Source organism: Telluria sp. Soil_C_11 (genome assembly GCF_057657395.1).
This window is the reverse complement of sequence record NZ_JBDGIN010000023.1, coordinates 1-20,100: the sequence shown is the minus strand read 5'-3', so window position 1 is coordinate 20,100 and position 20,100 is coordinate 1. Positions and strand designations below refer to the sequence as shown.

The following is a 20,100-nucleotide window of genomic DNA, read 5'->3' as shown; positions in this document are numbered from 1 at the left end:
CATCACGGCCGCAGCCAGCCGCGTGCGATCGGGCGTGCCAGCACGCGCCGGTACAGCGTGCCCAGCGATGCCGTCAGCAGCGCGCAGAATCCATCCAGCAGGCGCGCCTGGAACAGCAGGGTCATGACCAGCGCCACGGCCAGCGCCCCTGCCATGTCCAGCGGCCAATGCACGCCCAGGAAGACGCGCGCCCATGCCACCACGAAGGCCAGCGGCAGCAGCGAGCGGCCGAAGCGCTTCGCCGCCGGCACGCTGCTGGCGGCCAGCACCAGCGACACGGTGAACATGACGGTCCCGTGGTCGCTCGGGAAGGAGCTGTCCGCCGCATGGTGCAGGAAGTTGCGGCCGACGCCGGCGACGAAGGGACGCGCGTGATACCACAGCAGGCCGATCATGGCATTGATACCCAGCGCACAGCCGGTAGCCGCCAGCGCCTTCACCGCCGCCTCGCGCTGCGCGCCCACCCCGCTCATCCACAGGCCGAGCAGGCCGATCGGCACCAGCAGGATCAGCCATTCGGCGCAAAACAGGGCCAGCTCGAGACGCCAGCCGTGCAGGCCGGCGTTGGAGTTGATCATGGAAAACCACAGCAGATTGATGTTCTCGAGCATGATAAGTTGACGAGCGTATGACAAAGCTCGACTTTATCAGCTCAGCAGTGGGAACTTAAACACGACTGCGCAAACAAGCGGGACTTAGCCCATTTCGCTGTCGAGGTGGGCCATTTGGCCCGGACCATAGCGCGCTCCGGCGGCCGCGTCCGGCGGCACGATGGCTTCCAGGCGGGCGAGGTCTTCGGGCCGCAGCGCCAGGTCGAGGGCGCCCCAGCGCTTCCTGCAGGCGGTCGCGGCGGCGTGCACCGACCAGGGGCAGGATGTCCGCGCCTTGCGCCGCCACCCAGGCGATCGCCAGCTGCGCCACGCTCGCGCCCAGTTCCTGCGCCAGTGCGCGCAGGCGCTCGACCAGGGCCAGGTTGGCATCCAGGTTGTCGCCCTGGAAGCGCGGGCTGGCCAGGCCGCGGAAATCCTTTTCGCCCTGCCGGTCCTTCGACCAGTGCCCGCTGATCAGGCCGCGCGACAGCACGCCATAGGCCGTGATGCCGATGCCGAGCTCGCGCGCCGCCGGCAGGATCGCGCGCTCGATGCCGCGCGAGATCATCGAATATTCGATCTGCAGGTCGCTGATCGGATGCACGCGGCTGGCGCGGCGCAGGGTGTCGGCGCCGACTTCGGACAGGCCGATGTGGCGCACGTAGCCGGCCTTGACCAGGTCGGCGATCGCACTCACGGTCTCCTCGATCGGCACGGCCGGGTCGAGGCGCGCGGGGCGGTAGATGTCGATGTAGTCGGTGCCCAGTCGCTTGAGGCTGTAGGCAAGGAAATTGCGCACCGCCTGTGGCCGGCAATCGTAGCCGTTCCAGGCGCCGTCCGGCCCGCGCAGGTCCGACATGCCCATGCAGCCGAGGCCAATGCGAGAAGTAGCCGGGCCATGCCGGCCCAGTCGAATGGCCTGCATGGTATTCCTATCGTTGTCCGGTCAGCTGGCGCAAGCGCGCGATCTCGGCGCTGCGGCCGAGGCGTTCGAGGGCAGCCTCGAGCAGCGTGCGGTCGCCCTCGCGCAGCATGGTCCATTGGGTGAAATATTCATGCACGGTACGCCAGGGCGGGAACTCGGGCGGCATGCTGCGCCAGGCGCTGCCGGAATGCAGGAAGTACAGGACGGCGCAGAAGACATCGTACAGGTCGTGCTTGCGCGGCCTGGTCTTGCGGCGCGCCGCTTCCAGCATTTCACGGACGGTCTCGAACTGCTCGCGCGTTACATCGCTAGGAAAGGTAGGCCTGTTCATGTCGTTCGCCTCAAAAGAGAACTGACAATTGGAGACGCGTGATCCGGAACGGTTCCCGGCCAGGACAGGATGACTTCGTGATTCCGCCCATGTGGTCGGATGGGAATCCGTCAAATCCGTCAATACAGTGTAGCAGCGGATTCCGCACAATGCTGCGTTTTTTTTAACAGCACAAGGGAGGATTGGGCGGCGCACGGCCGCCCGGGACTCGAGCGCTCCTAGTCGCGGGCCAGCGACAGGAACTCGGTGCGCAGCGCCAGGTTCGGCTGCAGTTCGCCCAGCATGGCCGAGGTGATGGTTTCCTCGCCGGGCGTGCGGATGCCGCGGCTTTCCATGCACATGTGGCGGCACTTGATGACCACGCCGACGGCTTTCGGTTCCAGCACTTCCATCAGCGTATTCGCGATCTGGACCGTCAGGCGCTCCTGCACCTGCAGGCGCTTGGAGAACACATCGACCAGGCGGGTCAGCTTCGACAGGCCGACGATTTTGCCGTTCGGCAGATAACCGACGGTGGCCTTGCCGAAGAACGGGGCCAGGTGGTGTTCGCAGTGGCTGTAGACCGGGATGTTGCGCACCACGATCAGCTCGTTGTATTCCTCGGCGCCATCCTCGAAGGCCTTGAGGATCTCGACCGGATCCTGCCCGTAGCCGGAAGTCCAGTGCTTCCAGGCCTTGGCGACACGCGCCGGGGTTTCGTGCAGGCCGGGACGGTTGGGATCTTCGCCGAGGCTGGACAGCAGGCGGCGCCAGTCGTTTTCGGTGAAGACTTCTTTGTCAGACATGGTTAACCCTAAAATTAAAGACTGCCGAGAGTATATAGAAAATGCTGTCAATCTACAGATTGAAAGCCATTTCTTGAGCAAACCGGAGGCGGCTGTGCCACAGGTGCGCTAGCGTGGTCGACGTCCTTTTCATGTTGGGAGAACAGCCATGCTCGGCAGCACTGTCCTGGAAGTCGCCATCGGCCTGACCTTCTGCTTCGGTACGGTGGCCCTGATCGTCACCACCCTGCAGGAGGCGCTGGCCTCCCTGTTCCGCCTGCGCGCGAATACCCTGCTGGCCGGGGTCAAGAGCATGCTCAACGACCCGCACTTCGATGGCCTGGCGCGCGCCGTGTATGCCCATCCGCTGGTCAATCCGCACACGGACGGCAGTGCCATGGACGAGCGCTCGCTGGCGACCCGTCCATCCTACATCGAACCCGCGCATTTTGCGATTGCCCTGGTGGACAGTCTCTGGAAGACGCCGGGCGACCTCCTGCAATTGCGCAGCGCCATCGAGGCGATTCCCGATCCGCAGCTGCGGACGGCCATGCTGGGCATGGTCAGCCGCGCGCGCGACCTGCAGCATTTCCAGGACATGCTGGCGAGCTGGTTCGACAATGCGATGGCGCGCATGTCCGGCGCCTACAAGCGCAGCCAGCTCCTGATCTCTCTGCTGCTGTCGCTGCTGCTGGCGATCCTGTTCAATATCGACAGCATCCATTTGTTCCGCACCCTGTGGCAGCAGCCGGCCCTGGCTGCCCACCTGAAAGAGGTGCCAACCGCGCTCGACCAGGCCACCATCGACGCCCTGCTGGCGCTGCCGATCGGCTGGACCAGATTCCCGCCGGTGCTGAACGCCGACTTCGCGCTGCAGGTGGTGGGCTGGCTGCTCACCGCCACCACCACGCTGTTCGGCGCACCCTTCTGGTTCGACCTGATGCAGCGCGTGGTGCGCATGCGCGCGACCGGCGCCAAGCCGGAGGAAGTGCCGCCGGCCGTGCGCATCGAGGGCAAGGTTGCGGCGACGCCGGTGCCCTGAGTTAGCGCCCTTCCGGCCGGTGCGCGTCGACCAGCACGCTCGACACGGAAACGTGCGGCACGCGCTCCGGCCATTCGTCGTCCGGGCCGAACCAGCGCGCTTCGAGGATCTCGTTGGGGTCGGTGCGGATCTCGCCGTCCAGGTAATCCGCGGTGAAGGCGATCATCAGCGAGTGCGGGAAGGGCCAGGACTGGCTGCCGAAATAGCGCAGGTTGTGCACGCGCAGGCCCACTTCCTCGAACACTTCGCGGTGCACCGCCTCCTCGACCGATTCGCCGGCCTCGAGGAAACCGGCCAGCGGCACGAAACGCTTCGCGGCCGACTGCGTATGCAGGGCCAGCAGCACTGAATCTCCCTTGCGGATCAGCACCATCATGGCCGGCGAGATGCGCGGATAGGCCATGTGGCCGCAATGCGTGCATTTGAAACAGCGTTCGCCGCCAAGGCGCGCGGTGCCGCTGCCGCAGGCGCCGCAGAAACGGTGGGTGCGCGCCCATTCGGCGACCTGGGCCGCGCGCCCGGCCACGCCGAGCAAGGCTTCATCCCACTCTCCGAACAGCGAGCGCAGGCCGCGCCAGGCATGGCCTTGCGGCGCGCGCGATTCGTCGTCGACCCAGCCGGCCTGGCAATAGCGGCCATCCAGCAGGCCGACCGGCTGCAGCGCCTGCGGATCGAGTTGGAGGCTGGCGACGGCGGCGCGGTCGGGCAGGCCCAGGCCATCCTCGCGCAACAGCAGGCGGCCGGCATGGAAGATGAACGACAGCGCATCCTCCGCTTGCTGCGATTCCTGCGGGGGCGCGACCAGGGGCGTGAACGAGGCGGGTGTCTGGAGCATGGCGATATCCGATAACGAGTTGGCTCGATGATACCGCGACACGCACAGCTTCGATGAGCGCACCCTGATATCCCTCGCCCGCCGGCGCAGAACTAATCGCGGCTCATCATGCTCCAAGCCTTCGCTGGACCGTTGCAGCGCACACGAAGAAGGAGAAAATGATGAGCGATGCTCCCGTCGTGCTTGGCATTAACCGGACCCAGGACGCCAGCGTCTGCCTGATGCAGGGCTCGCGGCTGCTGTGGGCCATCCAGAAGGAGCGGCTGACCCGCCGCAAACATCACTGGGGCAAACCCGGCGACGTCCGCGACCTCTATCTCCCGCGCCTTCCCTGGCCCGAGCGTCCGATCGACGTGGTGGTCGAATGCTTTTCCTCCGACGAAGAACGAAAGCAGCTGGCGCTGTACGAAGAGGAACTGGCGGCCAGTCTGCGCCTCGCCCCGGGCTGCCGGCGTGCGCGCATCTCGCACCACCTCGCCCACGTGTACAGCGTGTTCCACCCCTCGCCCTTCCGCGACGCCGCGGTGATGATCATCGACGGCCAGGGCAGCCCGGTGTCGGACCTCACCGAGTACTGGGCCGGCGCCGCCTACGTGCCTGGCGGCTGGCGCGAAGTCGCCTCGTTCTACCGCGCCGACCGCGAACGCGTCCTGTGCATCGGCAAGCAGCTGTGGGACCGCGACGATGGGCGCCTGGTCGGCTTGGGCACGTTCTACTTCATGCTGACCCAGGCCATCTTTCCCGGCGAAGGCAATGAAGGCAAGGTGATGGGACTGGCGCCGCACGGCGACCCGCACGCCCTCCGCCTTCCTTCCTTGAGCGTCGAAGCCGGCCAGGTCGGCATACCGGCGCCCTGGCGCGAGGTACTGCGCGAGCATGTGCGCTTCCGCTACGGCCAGCCCGGCGTCGCCTTCGCCGACTGTGCGGACCTGGCGGCGGCCGGCCAGCGCGCGTTCGAGGACGCGCTGCTGGAAGTGGCGCGCTGGCTGCATGCCCAGACCCGGCTCGACCGCCTGTGCTTTGCCGGCGGCACCGCCCTGAACTGCTCGGCCAACGCGCGCCTGCTGCGCGAGACGCCGTTCCGCGAGGTCTTCATCCCGCCCGCGCCGGGCGATGCCGGCACCGCCCTCGGCTGCGCGCTGTACGGCCTGACCGACATCGCCGGCGAGAGCTGCGCCTACCGCTGGACCCATGACTACCTCGGCCCGGCGCCGGAACGGCACGGGATCGAAGCCGCCCTGGTCGACCGCGACGACCTGCGGATCGAAGTACTGCCGGCGCTGGACGCGTTGTCGGTCCGGATGCTCGAACTGCTGGCCAGCCGCCGCGTGCTCGGCCTCTACCAGGGCCCCGGCGAATTCGGCCCGCGCGCCCTCGGGCACCGCAGCATCCTGGCCGATCCGCGCCAGGCCGCCACGCGCGACTGGATCAATGCGAAGGTCAAGCAGCGCGAATGGTTCCGCCCGCTGGCCCCGGTGGTGCTCGAAGAGCGCGCCGACGCCTGGTTCGACCTGCCCGGGCCGTCGCCCTTCATGCAGCTCGCGGCGCCGGTGCGCCCGCACATGGCGGCGCGGGTGCCGGCCATCACCCACGTCGACGGCACGGCGCGCCTGCAGACCGTGAGCGCGGGCGACGATCCGCTGCTGCGCCGCCTGCTGCAGGGCTTCGAGGCGCTGACCGGGGTGCCGCTGCTGCTGAACACCTCGTTCAACGGCAAGGACGAGCCGATCGTGGAAACGCCGCAGGAAGCGCTCGCCGCGTTCCGGCGCATGCCCCTGCACGCGCGGGCCATGCCGCCCTTCCTCATCACCAAGCGCAGCGAACCGGAGTTGCCGGCATGATTCGCGGCTATCCGCAGCACGCCAGCGTGATGCCGGGTGACACGCTCACCTGCACGTGGCGACCGACCGCCCACGCTTCCGCGTCGCCTTCTACCGCTGGGGCGATGGACCGGCGCTGGCGTGGCGCACCGGGTGGCTGCCCGGCCATCATGCCGGGGACGGGCCGGCGGACCAGGACTGGGACTGGCCCGCCTACGGCTTCGCCATCCCGCCCGACTGGCCGTCCGCCGGGTCGAACGCATCACGCGCAACGTACTCGACCGGCTGGGCCGTCACGCCGGCTCCTGTTCCAGCCTTTGCTAGCGGAGGGAACCATGCACCGCCGCCGACTCCTGCAACGCCTCCCCCCATCCTCGGTCGTCGTTTTCCGCGCGCTCCAGCTGGGCGACATGCTGTGCGCCGTGCCGGCCCTGCGGGCGCTGCGCAAGGCCGTGCCGCACGCCCACATCGCCCTGGTCGGCCTGCCCTGGGCGCAGCAGTTCGCCGACCGTTTCAGTGGCTACATCGACGAATTCATTCCCTTCCCCGGCCATCCGCTGATGCCCGAGCAGCCGGTACGGCACGAAGGGCTGGCGCGCTTCTACACCAGCCTGTGCGCGCGCGAATTCGGGCTGGCGATCCAGTTGCACGGCAGCGGCGACGTCAGCAACGACATCGTCAGCGGCTTCGGCGCCAGGGCGATGGCGGGCTACTGCCGCGGCGAGCCGGTCACGCGGGACCGCACCGCCCTGCTACCCTATCCGGAAACGGGTGCCGAACCGGAGCGCCTGCTGCGCCTCATGGAGGAGCTGGGCGCCGAAGCGGCCGGGCTGCACCTGGAGTTTCCGCTGTCGCGCGAGGACGAGGAAGAACTCGACGCCAGCGGTGTGGCGACCGCGCTGCAGGATGCCGCCTATTTCTGCATCCACCCGGGTGCACGCCAGCGCGACAAATGCTGGCCGCCGCGGCAGTTCGCCGAAGTCGGCGACCGCCTGGCGGCGGAGTTCGGCCTGAAGCCCGTGCTGACCGGGTCGGCCAGCGAAGCCGACCTGACGGCCGAGGTAGCGGCCCACATGCACCATCGGCCGGTCGATGCTGCCGCCCCGATCTCGATCGGCGCCATGGCCGTGCTGATGCGCAAGGCCAAGCTACTGCTGTGCAACGATACCGGCGTGTCCCACATCGCCGCCGGCCTCAAGCTCAAGAGCGTGGTGGTGTTCAGCAAGGCCGACATTGCGCGCTGGGCCCCGCTCGACCGCCACAGCCACCGCTGCATCTGGGATCCGGACGCCCAGCGCGCCGCAGTGGTGCTGCAGCATGCGCGCGCCCTGCTGTCGGGCACGGCGACCAGCCGGCAGCGCAGCGTCGGCATGTGGCCTTATTGGTGAATTATTGGTGGATGAGAGATAGGGCCAGGCGCTCCACCTGCGCCAGGCCCACATCGGCCACGAAGCTCTCGTCGTGGGGGCAACGCGCGGCGACGTTATCCTGTCCGCAGACCGGGCAACGCGTCTGCAGCGACAGCGCCGCCCGCAGGTGGGACTGGCGCAGCGGCATGCCTTCGATCAGGTTGGTCAGCCAGAAGATGCCGACACTGGGCCGGCCCAGGACCAGCGCCAGGTGCAGGGGGCCGGTGTCGTTCGATACGACCAGCGCGGCACGCTCCAGCAAACCGCACAAGCCGCCCAGGCCCAGCACCCCCGCCAGGCCGATGGCAGGATGGCGCATGGCCCCGACCACGTCGTCCACCAGCGCCGCTTCGCCGGCGGCGCCGTTGACGGCCACCCGCATCCCCGCTTGCGCCAGCCGGTCGCCGAGTGCCGCGAAGCGCTCGGCCGGCCAGCGGCGGCGCGGATCGGTGGCGCCGGGCTGCAGCACGGCCAGGCGCTCGCCGGCGCTGAGCGCCACCGGTACCGCGGCAGCGGCTTCGAGACGGTCGGCATCCGTCACCGCCAGTTCCGGCTGCGGAGGCAGCGAAGGCAGCGGCGACTGCGGCCCCGGCCAGGCGCCGGCCAGGCCCGCGATGTCCAGCAGCGCCAGGCGGCGGTTGTTGGGTTCGCAGTACGGCACCCAGCGCGGAAGCATGGGCGCGTCATCCGCGCGCGCCCATGCCGTCAGGCGCGCGCCCAGGCGCAGCAGGAAGGGATTCGAATAATGTCCCGCTCCAAACATCTGCAGCGCGATGTCGAAGCGCTCTGCGCGCATGGCATCGACGAAGCGGTCGATTGCCCCCTCATCGCAGCTGGCGCTGACCGGCGCGCCCACACCCGGCACGGGCGGCATCACCGCCACGCGGCCCACCGGTCCGGGCCGCTCATGCAGGAAGCCGGCATGCCACTCCTTGCCGAGCAGGACGATATCGGCATCCGGATAGCGGTGCTTCAGGGCGTGCAAGGCCGGCAGGGCGAAGACGAAGTCGCCCACGGCGTTCGGCCGCAGCACGGCGATCTTGCAGACCGCATCCAGGCTCACTGCGGGCTCACTCGACGGGCAGCACATACGGTGCATCGATGGCGCGCGCCGTCACCGTGGTCGGCAGTTCCATGTGGTAGGCCCCCGAGGGCACGATGGCGCAGCCGCCATAACGGGCCATGACGCGCTGCTGGGCCAGCACGTCCTCGCCGCAATGGTGCGTAGGCAACTCGGTCCAGAAATCGTAGCCGCCGGCGGCCCGCAGACAGGCCGTGTCGAACAGGACGCAGCCGCCGACCCAGGCCACCTTGTAGATCCGCGTGGCGGCCTCGCCGCCGTTCTCCCTCGAGGCGAGGCGCGACTGCACGTGGAACAGGTTCGCGGCGCTGTGCAGGTGGTGCAGCGCCCAGGCCGCGGTGCCGGGTCGCACCGTTTCGGGGGTTACCGGTCCGTCCCAGAACTCGATGCTTTCCTGGGCCGGTCTTTCCTGTCCCAGGTAACTGAGGCCGTGCAGCGCGCTGCCGACGAAGCCGCAGCCTTCGGCCTCGACGACGGCATGCAGGCGCGCCACGAGGTCCGGTTCGAGGATGACGTCGTCGTCGACGAACAGGCAATAATGCGCCTGCACCTGCTCCAGCAGGAAGGCGCGCTGCTGGGCCATGCCGCGGCGCGGCAGGTTGCGCCAGGTCTCGACCTGCCGCCCGGTCGCGCGCAGGTAGCGCAGCACGGCCTGCACCTCGCCGTGGGACCAGGCCCCCGCGCCGTCGGACTGGTCGGAAACGACGATGCACAGGGACGGCCAGGTTTGAAAGCCCAGCGCAGCCAGGGTCACCGCCAGCGCCGCGGGGCGGTTACAGGTGGGCACCAGGACGTCGATAAACTGTTGCTGCGTCATTTCGCTCACGGCGCGGCCTTTCAGGGCCCCTGCGCGGCCCCCTGCACCTGCCCGTACAGCCAGGGATTCAGGCTCGGATCGTTGTACATCTTGAACTGGCGGTAGACCTTGAAGAAGGCGCGCCCCGCCCTCGCCTCGGCCAGCAGGCTGTCCAGGCAGGACTTGAGGTCCTCGCGCTGGGCCACCAGGCGCTCGAGCTTGCAGGTGCAGGCGTGCATGTGTTCGGCGCCGGCTTCGTGACGCTGGGCCTGCGCGCGCATGTGGTGGATCTTCAGCGCCAGGATCGACAGGCGGTCGATCATCGCACCCGCGGTTTCGCTGGACAGGCGCGCGCCGGGCTGGCGGCTGACGCGATCGAGTTCGCCCAGCAGGCGCTCGTCGAGGGCCTCGACCGCGTCGTTGCGCTTCTGGTTGTAGCGGTCGATCAGGCGCTTGCTGGCGGCGATTTCGGAAGGCGGCACGTCGAGCCGGCGCGCGCGGTCTTCCTCGCGCCACAGCAGCCCGTTGTAGCGGTGGTTGGCGGCGATCCAGGTCCAGGCGCCGGACTGGGGGTCGTCGAAGATCGGCCAGTCCGGATTGCGCAATTGCCGGTCGTGGAAGGCCGCGACCGATGCCGCGTCGATTTTGCTGTGCATGAAGACTCCGCCGTGCTGGTCAATATAGTCACAGCGCTTGGAGTCATCTAGCGTACTGGAGTTCGCATGGCCGCAGCCAGGCTTGGCGTGGCGCAAATCGCCGATGCGTCAATAAAAAAAGAGCGGCGCCTTTCGGCAACCGCCCCGACAAAGGAAGAGGAAGTACAGCGAGAATTACTTCAGCATGCGTGCACGGCTGGCCACCCAGGCGATCAGCGCCGCCAGGCCGCCGACGTAGGCGATGGCGATCTGCATGCCCATGCCCTGGGCGATGGCGCCGATCACCGGCGGCCCCATCAGGCTGCCGCTGTAAGCCATGCTGGCGACGCCGGCCAGGGCTGCCGGGCCTTGCGCGCCGGCGGCGCTGAACACAAAGGGGAACACCAGGGCCATGCCCATGCCGGCGACGGCGAAGCCGAACAGGGCAAAGTAGGCGTCCGGCGACAGCACCGCGAAGAACAGGCCGGCTGCGCCCAGCATCGAACCGCTGGTGACCAGGGGACGGGCGCCATAGCGGGCCTTCAGCTTGTCGCCGACCAGGCGGGCCAGCAGCATCATCACCGAGAAGCAGGACAGGGCCAGCGGCGCCAGGCCGTCCGACGCGCCGAAATGCTCTTTCAGGAACACGCCGCTCCAGTCGGCGATGCTGCCTTCGGCCATCGAACCCAGGAAGCCCAGCACGCCCAGCAGCAGCAGCGGACCGCGCGGCAGCGAGAACGACTTCTTCTCGACGGTGGCGCCAGTGTCATCCGCCTCCAGCATGGTGTAAGCGATATACAGGAGCGCGGCCAGGGGACCGGCCAGCATCAGGAAGTGGGTGGCCGGGGCGATGTGCAGGCTGGCCATCAGGCTGCCCAGGGTCGCACCCGCCAGGCCGCCGGCGCAACCGAGGCCGTGCAGCTTCGACAGTTCCGACTTGCCGGTTGCCTTTTCGCGGGCGGTCGCAGACGAGTTGATGGCGACGTCGAAGGTGCTGGCGGTGATGCCCAGGCTCAGCACGGCCATCATCAGCAGCGGCACGGTCGGCGCAACGCCGATGGCGATCAGCACGCACAGCAGGGCCAGGCCCGAGAACAGCAGGGTCTTGCGTGCGCCGAGCGACGCCATCATGCGCGACGAGATCGGGTAGGACAGGACGGCGCCCAGGCCGCCGCACAGCAGCACCATCGACAGCGCCGAGTGCGAGACGTGCACACGCTCGGCCATCGCCGGGATACGGCCGGCCCAGGAACCCATGATCACGCCGAACAGGGTGAACAGGACGGGCAGTGCATATTGCTGTGCCTGAGCGACCGACAGGGTGCGCGCGATGGCTCGGGTGGTGCTGCTGCTGCGGGAGGGAGTTTGCATTCTGCGTTTGTTTTCTTGGGGTTGAAAGCAAAACGCCAACCATAAGTAGTTGGCGTTCGGAAACTGATGGAAGGCAATTCTACGCACATTCGATCGGTTTTGCTTTGCCACACGGAAAAAAAATTCTTTCCATTTGTAAGCCTTTATCGAAGCGTTGCAGGATATAGACAAAATGGAGGCTTTGATAAGAAAAATTTCTGAAAAAACAGAAAATAAAGCGACGTTCACGACGAAATGCGTGAAAAAGACGCGTGATATCAGCCATACGCCAGATTGATAACAGCTCAGGATTCGGACTTTTCAGGCGCTTTTCTTGATCGAAAAGCAAAGACATGGCGATAAATTTCGTAGTGCGGAATACGCCCGAGAAACAGCTTGCGAACAGGGTTGCTCCGATCGCATTCAGGCCGGTTTGTAACCGAATGCAACATCGAAATTTATTGGCGTAACGAATTCGCGGATCGGCGCAACCTTACTGCGCTTGGCGCCGCTCCCAATCACCTCGAAGTGAATCTCCCTACCGGCCAGCACTTCCACCTGACCTCGCTGAACAGCGCTTACTGCGTCGGTCCCGACGCCAGCAAGCCCGAAGCCCCATTCAACGCTTCCTCGACAATGCCGAACCCGGCGCTGGAGTCGATATCGCAGGCTTCTCGATCGACACTGCCGCCGGCAATCTTCTTGAATGCAGCCCTCCTGGAAGGCGGCAACAACCAGGCGCACCAGGCGACCGGCAACAAGCCGCGAAGCGCCGGCCAATAAAAAAACCCGCTTCTCGCGAGAGAAACGGGTTTTTGCTGAAACCGCTGGAACTGGATCGGATCAGAAGGGTTATGCCCACCAAAAAGTGTTGGTAGCGAGTTCTATGTGAGTGAGTGAGCCCAGCTCCAAGCCCAAGTTAGGTACCAAATTGTTGGTAGCTTGTCTGAAAACACCCTTTTCATTGCACAACTGGGGCCAGGACCTCGTTTTGTGGGTAGCACTTTACTGCGTCCAAGGTGTACCACACATACCGGCCAGTGCAGAAGGAACATATTTCTGGGACATCGCTGCCACGCGCAGCAATTAAGTGCTCTACATTAACAACACTGAAGCTTGGCTCCGTTTCTGCATCTCTGCTACCCAGGCATTCTGTCTTCCATCAGCCCAATGACTCCGTCTTGGCGGTTGGAGACCTACTAGGGCCGTCCACTGTCGCCTGGAAGAAGGCAGTGTCAGCTGCTCGGCATCGACGTGTTCCCTCGCCTGCCGCGCGTCATTTGGCAGGCAACATTAAGTCGCAGACATCAGTGTGAGTGTGGGGCTTTGCAGAGGGGCGTTCGTCGCATTAGCTGGTTGTTCAAGGAACGGCTAATGATCCGACCGCCTGTCCGTCAGCCGGACTTCTTTTATTTAGGCTTCATGAAGCGGCCTCCCAGCAAGGTCAGCAGGGCGGTTTTCGCGAGATCCGCATGCCCTGTGTATGCAAAAAGAATTGCGGTAGTCAGTACAAGAACGGGTAAAGGAATCCCGGCGAACGCCTTCAGGAATGGCATCAGTGTGGCAGATGACTTGCGCGGGCGGGGGGAAGCGCGGGGACGTGCGGAGGGTGTGCGGGAGGAGCGTTTGACGGCAGCTTGGGTAACGGTCCGGGGTGCTCGATCACTTTCCCCGTCACCATCACCTTCGCTGCCGTTCCCACTATCTCCGCCACCACCTCCGCCGCTGCCAGCACCGCCGTTCGAACCATTGGCCGCCGCGTAACCGGCATCGCCACCTTGGTCATTTGCCAAGGAAAGCTGAATCGAAGCCCTCGGCTTTGCGTGGGTGGCTCTAGTTTTTGACGCACGCTTCTCGTTTTTTTGGCCAATCCTCTCCCGATGAGCCAACTCATGGAGCGTTGTCGTCCGGTGGTTCCCTTCACGGATGGCTCGTCCCATCATCTGCATCATGGCCCCAGTTTTTCCAGAGCCCCATGAACACGAAATCACGATCATCGTTTTCCTCCTTTTACGTTGTTCGAAACACCAGGCAAGCACAGGGTACCGGAAAGCTTGCCATGACAGCGCTACCTAGGTCCACGTTCAGCGCGCTTGTAACCTCGATTGTGGGTAGGCACGCAGCGACTGAACCACGGCGAGTGGGTATCGATTGCGTCTGCACTTCGGCCCTCAGCGGCGGCTTCAGGACAAATGCCGATGGTTCTCGTTAACGAAGCGCCGGCATAGCTTCAGCAATGACATGTCACCGGCTGAGTATGAAAAGAAGTATTTTTAGCGGCTCTCTAGTGTCTAGGAAAGCCGTGGCGATTCACTACGCCAGGCGATAGCGACTCGACAAGCTTCCACTCCTTGTCGCTGATATCGGTCGGGTAACCTCGTCGTTCCTTTGGATGCTTGATGTCGCGCGCGCTGCTCTGCTGTCCACATAGCGTACTCCTGCAAGAGTGAGCCGTTTGGACATCAAAGTTGCTTCGGAGTTTTCAATCCGTCTCTTAGTTACTAACATCTTACAGTTATATTGCAAAGTTAACTAGCAATAAAAAAGCCCCCAGTTACGGGGGCTAAAGACAAACGTACTTAAGACCGAGCAAACATGCCAAGTCTAAGTATGCGTTGAGCAGTTAAAGCAAGCAGACATAACAAAAGAGAACTACAGGCTTAACTCACTACGTGAGTCTCTGTATTGTCTACGATTGGTTGCGCTACTAATTTTAACCCAAAGGCTTTTAGGACCTTCATTATTGTATCTAGTCTTGGTTGACTGTTGCCACGTAGCGCTTTGTATAGAGACTCCCTATTTATTCCTGTCTTATTCGCTATTTCAGTCATTCCCTTAGCTCTAGCTGCGATGCCAAGAGCCTCTGCAATCATAGCAGGGTCACCCTCAGCAAGAAAGTCATTAACGAAAGCTAAGAAGGCCTCTTCACTCTTAATATAATCTGCCGCGTCAAACTCTGGCAGAGAATTAATCGCACCAAGATCAAACTCGCTATCCGTTGCGATGATTTTGTTTGCTGTGCTCATATTTACCTCGTTTTTACCTATATAGGTGTATAGCAAGCTAGGCTCTTGTAACTAGGCCCTTCTGCTGCTAGTGCCCGCTTGGGCTTATGAGTAACCGGGGCTGACACCCCGGTTACTACTTTACTTCCTCTTTAATGCTCTAGCTCGATCTTTGGCAGCATCAATATCTTTCTGCTGCCCGTTCTTCGATCCGCCGCCGAGAAGGACGATTACCGTTTCCGCAACCTTGATGTAGTACACGCGCCATCCTGGTCCGTAATCGATTTTCAGCTCCTGCACACCTTCTCCAACTGGCTCGGAATTTCCAGACGCTCCCAACGAAAGTCGTGTAATCCTTGCTGCGATAACACTCTTCGTCTTCTCATCCTTAATCCCCTCGAAGAACTCGATGAACTTGTGGTCTTTCTTCACAATTTTCATGGTAGTCCTTCAGTTGTTATTACTGCTTTGCCTCACGTCTGCTCAACGCTTGATGCAACTGTATCCGATCGAATACATGTCGTCAAGTGTTTTGTATTCGACCGGATACGGCACCCCGCCAGAGCGAGCGTCAACGACGCCAGCCCGCAGTCCGTGCCAAGCCTGCGCGAGCGGCGAGGGATTGGCGACGTCAGCCTGACGCCATACATTTTTTGCCGGGCCGGCGTCATCGCGCTCAAGCTCAAGGTGACAGACCGTGCCGGCGATACCACGTATGTGCAGCGCAGCTATTCGTCACCGATCCGTCAATGACGACGCTCACCGGCAACGGCGCGCTGCCGGCAGCTGGAACGGCTGCGGCGTAGCTAGCCAAGTGCCGCCACGTTTCACATAGTGGGCGTCGCTGGACGGGAGCCCGCCGCCGCACCTAGTCTTGTCTAGGTGACCGAGCCTCCCACTTCCGTGCAGACGTCGCCGGTCTTTCTAGGTGCAACGCACAATCGGTCAGGATAGGCGGAACTGGAGGTTTCAACGGAGGCCTGGGGTATCGCTTCACAATTCAAGCCAGTCCGGAGAACATATAAAATCGTAAAAAATTTTTGGATAAACAAAAAACCCGTTCTTCTTTCGAAGAATGGGTTTTATCAACAAAATGTGATGAAGTAGGTTCTAGGAGGGTTATTCCTACTAAAAATGTTGGTACGATTCAAATTCCTCAGAGCAGCGATCTAATTTTCCGTGCAAAGTGGTATCAATGTGTTAGTACCTTTTTAAAAGACAAAATTTCTAGAGGAAATATCTTTTACAACACTGATTTATGGGTAGAGTGCTTTGCATTATCGAAGGTTCATTTTTGAGTAAGTGCATAGGTGCGAGAGCGCGGCTTGAACGGCAAGGAGTCTCTGTTCATGCTTGAGCGAGTTTTCGGTCCGCCACAAGCGCCGAGTGTGTCGATGTAGATTGACCGCAGGGTGGTCAAACAAAATTAAAACGCATGTGCTTGCTCTGCTCTCTTCTATGTTATAAAAAAGAGTGCCCGGGCCCAGTGAAAAAATCGAACAAGAAACGACGCGTATTACCGGCTGGCTACACACCAAGGAGAGGCTAATGCGCCATTGCATCCTTAAAGCGTTATTGTCACTTTTACTTGTCGCCTGCGTGATTGTGCCAGTCCGTGCGCAGGTTCATTACGTCCGGTACAAGACGGAAAATAGTCAGGTCATTGTCTTTGTCCATGGCGTCATGGGCGATGCGGTGGGGACATGGACAAACCCTACAACAAAGGCATACTGGCCTGCCATGTTAACGACTGATCCAACATTCAGCCGCGCCAACATCGCAGTGCTGACGCTTGGCAGTCCGGCAATGACACGCGCCCCAACTATTGACGAGCTCGCTGATTCGATGCGTCTTTCTCTTGAAACGAAAGATGTGCTGGCGCACCGCCAGATCGTCTTCATCGCGCACAGTATGGGCGGTCTGGTGACTCGTGCCTTCTTGGCTAAGTACCGGGAGAACGTCAAGAAAGTCGGGCTCATCTACTTTTTTGCCACACCGACGACAGGATCATCCGTGGCTTCGATTGCCCGGCTCGTCAGCAAGAATCCGCAATTCGCCAAACTCATGCCCATGACGAGCGACGCCTACTTAGCAGATCTCCAACGGACCTGGCTTGCAGACAAGACTTTGTCGTCAATTCCTTCGTTTTGTGCATATGAAATTCAGCCTACTGCGCATGTGCGAATTGTAGAGCAACAAAGTGCCACTAACTTGTGCAATAACCGGCTAGACCCTATCAACGCTGACCATGCCGGCATCGTAAAACCTGCGGACAAAGACGACACCCCTTATGTCGCTTTCAAGAGCGCCTATCGCACGCTCGGGCTGACAGGGGCGACCTCGCTGCGTGTAGAAAACCAGAACATAGTGCAAGTGTTATCGAGCTTGTCTGACAATCCTCGAATCAACGGGCAGCCTATTTTCTGTGGCGCGGCAAAATCTACATTGCTTTTCGCACACACGCAGGCTAGCGCAACGCCGATCCGGATTAAGTCGATCGCCGTGAAAGCCCGCGAACTAGACGAAGTGATCGGAAAGCCGTCCGGCAAATGCGACTTGGACCCCATGTCTTCCAAGCCGTATGGCATCGCGGAGACCGAGACCGTCATCGTCAGCACAACGGATGCTGGTATTCGCGCCAGATTCCTCAAAAATGCGACGACGGCCTACCCAGTCGCCTCGCAAAACATCTTGGAGAGCAAAGAAAGAACACGTGCCATCACGCTCAAGAATGGCGAGGAGCCTTTTGCTTTCAAGCTCATTCTGGAAAGCCGGGCTAAGCGACCCTATCAGCTCTGGTTCGAGATCGACTATGACGAAGACGGCGCGCGCACGCTAAGCACGTCGCCGATCATCATCTGGAGATGAGCATGACTCTGTCGCTTCGGTTCGTCATCTTATTAGTCGCCCTGCTCTGTGTCAGCTCGTCGACTTCCGCCCAGCAAGCCGTTCCCGACTACCGTGTGTCGGATGAAAAGCTCGCCGACATCGCCAAGCGCATGTCGAGTGCACAAATCAAACTGCCGCAAGAAGCGAACCTGTTATCGGAAGCCTGGAAAGCGAACGAACGGGGAAAGGTACGCACGCTTGCCAATACTTACATCGTCAGGCCGATCAAGGAATTCGCTAATCCCTATTACGCCGGCCGACTCAAAGCGGATGCCCACTACTACAAGTACAAACTGATCCAATCTCAGAGCGGCAGTCCAGTGGCAGCCCACAAGGAGCTCTTTGCAGCCATCGAGAACGGTCACTTGCCCGCTGCGGAAGAGTTTGTCGAGGGCGTGCTCAGGAGGGAGATAGTTGTCGAAAGCTTGGCGAAAGACGCCGACAGCGCCCACATCCCAGCCATTCTCAGAATGGGCGCCGCACTTGGCGGGCCCTTTTCAACTGCGGCGCTTGCGCTGACACCGCTGGGGGAACCGCTGGCGCCGGAGGAACAGGAATACTGGACGCTATTGATGGTGCTTCGTGACCGCGCAAAGAGCAAAGTGCAAAAACGTGAGCTGCTCGGGCAGATCATTGCAACGATCGGCGAACCCCGATTGACCAAGATATTGAATAAGTTTTCCTTGGCAGGCCCACCTTTTGCGGACGTGGGAGCGGTTCCGGGGCGCGGCCTCTACGAGGCCTTATTCGTCGATTCAGATCTACGGGGGCAGTTCGGTGCCGCAAGTGGAACAGTGGTCGAACCCACGGACGTTCCTCCCGAATCGATGTCCTTGCAAGACCAGTTCGACTTCTATTCACGCACCGTTCCCGACGTGGGTTTCGGCGACGTGTACCTGCTTTACCCTGCCGGCCGCGCGCCTCCTTCGCCGCGGGCGATCAAGATGAAAAAATCAGACATCATCGCAGGATTAATGCCTGGCGACAGGGTATTCCTGACCTGCGGCGGGCTTTCCCACGTAGCGATTTTCGCCCGACGCGATAGCAAAGGCGCCGCGCTGATGTTTATCGATCCGCTGTTCCAATTCTGGCAACCGTCGCACAATGGTTGCATATCTTCCTTCAAGCTTGAACACGACAGGTACCAGCGGTACCTCAGTATCGTCCCCGCAACCGACGTCAACGAAATGCTCGTGGCGGTTTTCACAATCCGGCGTCAACGATAATTACTTGGCACAGCTGCCTTTCTAGTGAGAAGTGCAATGATCTCTGCGTCTTCCGGCTTCACGCCGTTCCAGTTGTTTCTTGCTAGCTTAAGCGACTCGGCAATATGCGCCTTACTCGGATGATGCTCTAGCAATAACCGTATCATGGCGATGTTTCTTTCACTGACCGCAACATAAAGGGGAGAAACATTGTCGCCGGCCATGAAGTTGTACCCAGAAATATTTAAATTCGCGCCCAACCGCAATAATAGCTCGGCAATATTGATTCGATTTTCCCCCACGGCTACCAGGAGCGGCGTTGCCCCGGCGATGCCGTTAATTACTGGCGCCTTATTAATCTGAGCGCCGTTTTTGACTAACCACACGATCAGTTCTTGGCCCCCACTTCTTGCTGCAAGTGAAAGCGGGCTGAACGGGCGGCCGCTGGTTGGGATCCTGCCCGGCCCGTTGATGTCGGCGCCTTTTTTCACGAATATCTGCACCAGTTCCAAGTGATCTGCTGCGACAGCATCAATCAGGACCCCGGGATTGATTTTGGCCCCCAGTCCAAGGAGCAGGTCAACCACAGGACGCGCCTCGGAACGAATTGCATAGCTCAGTGCGCTGTTGCCTATCGTGCTGACAGCATCGATCTTCGCGCCACGATCGATTAGCCACCTTACAAGCTCAAGTTCTCCGTTGAACGCGGCGTATCCCAGCGGTGTGGCCCCCTCAAGATTATCATGCGTATCGGAGCCGACGAGATCCGGCGTATCCACCGGTATGCCTGCACTCACTGCCCGCATCACGCCATCGAGATCACTGACGCGCGACGCGTGTATGAGAGATTCTTTCGACTCTGCCGCTTGCGCCATGGCGGAAGCCGCGCCTAGTGCGATGAGCACCGAGAAATAAAGAGAGAGAAGTATTGAGGACATGACGCATATGTCTCCCGAAATTGGCTGGAAGTGGATCGGAGTTGTTGACCAGTCATCCCGACTGCATGTGGCCTAAAGTACAGAACCAGATCCCGGCACGCCGTGACAGGCACGAACCGAAACACTACTATGACAAAAGCGCAGTTAAGAAATTGCCTAACTAAAGCGTTGAAATTCATATGAGTAAAGCCCCTTTTTCCAGAGGGAAAAAGGCTCCTCCAACAACAAAATCAACTTTAGGCTCGATTACATGGATTGTGCCACTAAAAAATGATGCTTGGCCTTCCCCCATCGTTACGGACACTTCCGTTAGGCGAATTTAGTTTTTCAAACTGTACCGGGCTGATGTAGCCGATAGTGGAATGACACCGGCGTGGATTGTAGAACCTTTCGCTATAGTCGAACACATGGTAATCCCCCCACAAAAAGAGCGCGTTTAGAAGTAGAATTTTCTACTTAAGAAAGAAAGCTCTACATGAAGACGT

Annotated in this window: 19 protein-coding genes and 2 pseudogenes; 7 read left to right on the top strand and 14 right to left on the bottom strand. The window is 61.7% G+C overall.

Annotated elements, in window-relative coordinates:
- Nucleotides 1-2: 2 nt before the first annotated feature.
- From AC3A6M_RS22990 to folE, 4 genes and pseudogenes are all read right to left on the bottom strand, one after another.
- Nucleotides 3-611, bottom strand: a complete 609-nt coding sequence (locus AC3A6M_RS22990; RefSeq protein ID WP_487855042.1) for a phosphatase PAP2 family protein — start codon at nt 609-611, stop codon at nt 3-5.
- Nucleotides 612-695: 84 nt separating this feature from the next.
- A pseudogene (locus AC3A6M_RS22985) lies at nt 696-1,515 on the bottom strand (aldo/keto reductase).
- Between the two features lie 55 nt (nt 1,516-1,570).
- Nucleotides 1,571-1,846: pseudogene (locus AC3A6M_RS22980) on the bottom strand (transposase); the annotation flags it as partial.
- A gap of 218 nt (nt 1,847-2,064) precedes the next feature.
- Nucleotides 2,065-2,631 (bottom strand): GTP cyclohydrolase I FolE, encoded by a 567-nt coding sequence (folE, locus tag AC3A6M_RS22975; RefSeq protein WP_487855041.1) that lies wholly within the window; start codon nt 2,629-2,631, stop codon nt 2,065-2,067.
- A gap of 148 nt (nt 2,632-2,779) precedes the next feature.
- Here folE and AC3A6M_RS22970 point away from each other — a divergent pair, with 148 nt between their 5' ends.
- Nucleotides 2,780-3,652 (top strand): hypothetical protein, encoded by an 873-nt coding sequence (locus tag AC3A6M_RS22970; protein ID WP_487855040.1) that lies wholly within the window; start codon nt 2,780-2,782, stop codon nt 3,650-3,652.
- A 1-nt stretch (nt 3,653) separates the two neighbouring features.
- On the opposite strand, the gene nudC is transcribed toward AC3A6M_RS22970, so the two are convergent.
- On the bottom strand, nt 3,654-4,487 hold the full coding sequence (gene nudC / locus AC3A6M_RS22965; protein ID WP_487855039.1) for an NAD(+) diphosphatase: 834 nt from the start codon (nt 4,485-4,487) through the stop codon (nt 3,654-3,656).
- A gap of 161 nt (nt 4,488-4,648) precedes the next feature.
- On the opposite strand from nudC, the gene AC3A6M_RS22960 reads away from it, so the two are divergent.
- Complete coding sequence (locus AC3A6M_RS22960; RefSeq protein ID WP_487855038.1) at nt 4,649-6,328, top strand: carbamoyltransferase family protein; 1,680 nt, start codon at nt 4,649-4,651, stop codon at nt 6,326-6,328.
- A gap of 314 nt (nt 6,329-6,642) precedes the next feature.
- Nucleotides 6,643-7,695 carry a glycosyltransferase family 9 protein gene (locus AC3A6M_RS22955; RefSeq protein ID WP_487855037.1) on the top strand — a complete coding sequence of 351 codons (1,053 nt, stop codon included), beginning with the start codon at nt 6,643-6,645 and terminating at the stop codon, nt 7,693-7,695.
- Nucleotide 7,696: 1 nt separating this feature from the next.
- On the opposite strand, the gene AC3A6M_RS22950 is transcribed toward AC3A6M_RS22955, so the two are convergent.
- The 5 genes from AC3A6M_RS22950 to AC3A6M_RS22930 form a co-directional block, all read right to left on the bottom strand.
- Nucleotides 7,697-8,779 (bottom strand): glycosyltransferase family 9 protein, encoded by a 1,083-nt coding sequence (locus AC3A6M_RS22950; RefSeq protein WP_487855036.1) that lies wholly within the window; start codon nt 8,777-8,779, stop codon nt 7,697-7,699.
- Nucleotides 8,780-8,786: 7 nt separating this feature from the next.
- Entirely contained in the window at nt 8,787-9,614 is an 828-nt protein-coding gene (locus AC3A6M_RS22945) for a glycosyltransferase (protein ID WP_487855035.1), read from the bottom strand.
- Between the two features lie 20 nt (nt 9,615-9,634).
- Nucleotides 9,635-10,249 (bottom strand): DUF4254 domain-containing protein, encoded by a 615-nt coding sequence (locus AC3A6M_RS22940; protein ID WP_487855034.1) that lies wholly within the window; start codon nt 10,247-10,249, stop codon nt 9,635-9,637.
- Between the two features lie 174 nt (nt 10,250-10,423).
- Nucleotides 10,424-11,599, bottom strand: a complete 1,176-nt coding sequence (locus AC3A6M_RS22935; protein WP_487855033.1) for an MFS transporter — start codon at nt 11,597-11,599, stop codon at nt 10,424-10,426.
- 79 nt (nt 11,600-11,678) lie between these two features.
- Entirely contained in the window at nt 11,679-11,933 is a 255-nt protein-coding gene (locus tag AC3A6M_RS22930) for a hypothetical protein (protein WP_487855032.1), read from the bottom strand.
- 173 nt (nt 11,934-12,106) lie between these two features.
- Between AC3A6M_RS22930 and AC3A6M_RS22925 the strand changes: the two genes are divergently transcribed.
- Complete coding sequence (locus AC3A6M_RS22925; protein ID WP_487855031.1) at nt 12,107-12,361, top strand: hypothetical protein; 255 nt, start codon at nt 12,107-12,109, stop codon at nt 12,359-12,361.
- 626 nt (nt 12,362-12,987) lie between these two features.
- On the opposite strand, the gene AC3A6M_RS22920 is transcribed toward AC3A6M_RS22925, so the two are convergent.
- The 3 genes from AC3A6M_RS22920 to AC3A6M_RS22910 all read right to left on the bottom strand — a co-directional run bounded on the left by AC3A6M_RS22920 (nt 12,988) and on the right by AC3A6M_RS22910 (nt 15,024).
- Nucleotides 12,988-13,575, bottom strand: a complete 588-nt coding sequence (locus AC3A6M_RS22920) for a hypothetical protein (protein WP_487855030.1) — start codon at nt 13,573-13,575, stop codon at nt 12,988-12,990.
- A gap of 663 nt (nt 13,576-14,238) precedes the next feature.
- A complete protein-coding gene (locus tag AC3A6M_RS22915; RefSeq protein WP_487855029.1) occupies nt 14,239-14,604 on the bottom strand; it encodes an addiction module antidote protein in 366 nt (121 codons plus the stop codon).
- 120 nt (nt 14,605-14,724) lie between these two features.
- Nucleotides 14,725-15,024, bottom strand: coding sequence for a type II toxin-antitoxin system RelE/ParE family toxin (locus tag AC3A6M_RS22910; RefSeq protein WP_487855028.1), 300 nt, complete (start codon nt 15,022-15,024; stop codon nt 14,725-14,727).
- A gap of 599 nt (nt 15,025-15,623) precedes the next feature.
- On the opposite strand from AC3A6M_RS22910, the gene AC3A6M_RS22905 reads away from it, so the two are divergent.
- From AC3A6M_RS22905 to AC3A6M_RS22895, 3 genes are all read left to right on the top strand, one after another.
- Complete coding sequence (locus tag AC3A6M_RS22905; RefSeq protein WP_487855027.1) at nt 15,624-15,881, top strand: hypothetical protein; 258 nt, start codon at nt 15,624-15,626, stop codon at nt 15,879-15,881.
- 250 nt (nt 15,882-16,131) lie between these two features.
- Nucleotides 16,132-17,451 (top strand): esterase/lipase family protein, encoded by a 1,320-nt coding sequence (locus tag AC3A6M_RS22900; RefSeq protein ID WP_487855026.1) that lies wholly within the window; start codon nt 16,132-16,134, stop codon nt 17,449-17,451.
- Between the two features lie 2 nt (nt 17,452-17,453).
- Nucleotides 17,454-18,698 (top strand): hypothetical protein, encoded by a 1,245-nt coding sequence (locus tag AC3A6M_RS22895; RefSeq protein ID WP_487855025.1) that lies wholly within the window; start codon nt 17,454-17,456, stop codon nt 18,696-18,698.
- Here the strand turns inward: AC3A6M_RS22895 and AC3A6M_RS22890 are convergent.
- On the bottom strand, nt 18,689-19,615 hold the full coding sequence (locus tag AC3A6M_RS22890) for an ankyrin repeat domain-containing protein (protein ID WP_487855024.1): 927 nt from the start codon (nt 19,613-19,615) through the stop codon (nt 18,689-18,691). The two genes, AC3A6M_RS22895 and AC3A6M_RS22890, sit on opposite strands and share 10 nt — an antisense overlap.
- Between the last annotated feature and the right edge of the window lie 485 nt (nt 19,616-20,100).

Coding starts and splice junctions, on each gene's coding strand:
- AC3A6M_RS22900 (WP_487855026.1), top strand. CDS start 16,132: ATGCGCCATTGCATCCTTAAAGCGTTATTGTCACTTTTACTTGTCGCC.
- folE (WP_487855041.1), bottom strand. CDS start 2,631: ATGTCTGACAAAGAAGTCTTCACCGAAAACGACTGGCGCCGCCTGCTG.
- AC3A6M_RS22920 (WP_487855030.1), bottom strand. CDS start 13,575: ATGATCGTGATTTCGTGTTCATGGGGCTCTGGAAAAACTGGGGCCATG.
- AC3A6M_RS22915 (WP_487855029.1), bottom strand. CDS start 14,604: ATGAGCACAGCAAACAAAATCATCGCAACGGATAGCGAGTTTGATCTT.
- AC3A6M_RS22955 (WP_487855037.1), top strand. CDS start 6,643: ATGCACCGCCGCCGACTCCTGCAACGCCTCCCCCCATCCTCGGTCGTC.
- AC3A6M_RS22935 (WP_487855033.1), bottom strand. CDS start 11,599: ATGCAAACTCCCTCCCGCAGCAGCAGCACCACCCGAGCCATCGCGCGC.
- AC3A6M_RS22960 (WP_487855038.1), top strand. CDS start 4,649: ATGAGCGATGCTCCCGTCGTGCTTGGCATTAACCGGACCCAGGACGCC.
- AC3A6M_RS22940 (WP_487855034.1), bottom strand. CDS start 10,249: ATGCACAGCAAAATCGACGCGGCATCGGTCGCGGCCTTCCACGACCGG.
- AC3A6M_RS22945 (WP_487855035.1), bottom strand. CDS start 9,614: ATGACGCAGCAACAGTTTATCGACGTCCTGGTGCCCACCTGTAACCGC.
- AC3A6M_RS22890 (WP_487855024.1), bottom strand. CDS start 19,615: ATGTCCTCAATACTTCTCTCTCTTTATTTCTCGGTGCTCATCGCACTA.
- AC3A6M_RS22970 (WP_487855040.1), top strand. CDS start 2,780: ATGCTCGGCAGCACTGTCCTGGAAGTCGCCATCGGCCTGACCTTCTGC.
- nudC (WP_487855039.1), bottom strand. CDS start 4,487: ATGCTCCAGACACCCGCCTCGTTCACGCCCCTGGTCGCGCCCCCGCAG.
- AC3A6M_RS22990 (WP_487855042.1), bottom strand. CDS start 611: ATGCTCGAGAACATCAATCTGCTGTGGTTTTCCATGATCAACTCCAAC.
- AC3A6M_RS22930 (WP_487855032.1), bottom strand. CDS start 11,933: ATGTCTTTGCTTTTCGATCAAGAAAAGCGCCTGAAAAGTCCGAATCCT.
- AC3A6M_RS22910 (WP_487855028.1), bottom strand. CDS start 15,024: ATGAAAATTGTGAAGAAAGACCACAAGTTCATCGAGTTCTTCGAGGGG.
- AC3A6M_RS22895 (WP_487855025.1), top strand. CDS start 17,454: ATGACTCTGTCGCTTCGGTTCGTCATCTTATTAGTCGCCCTGCTCTGT.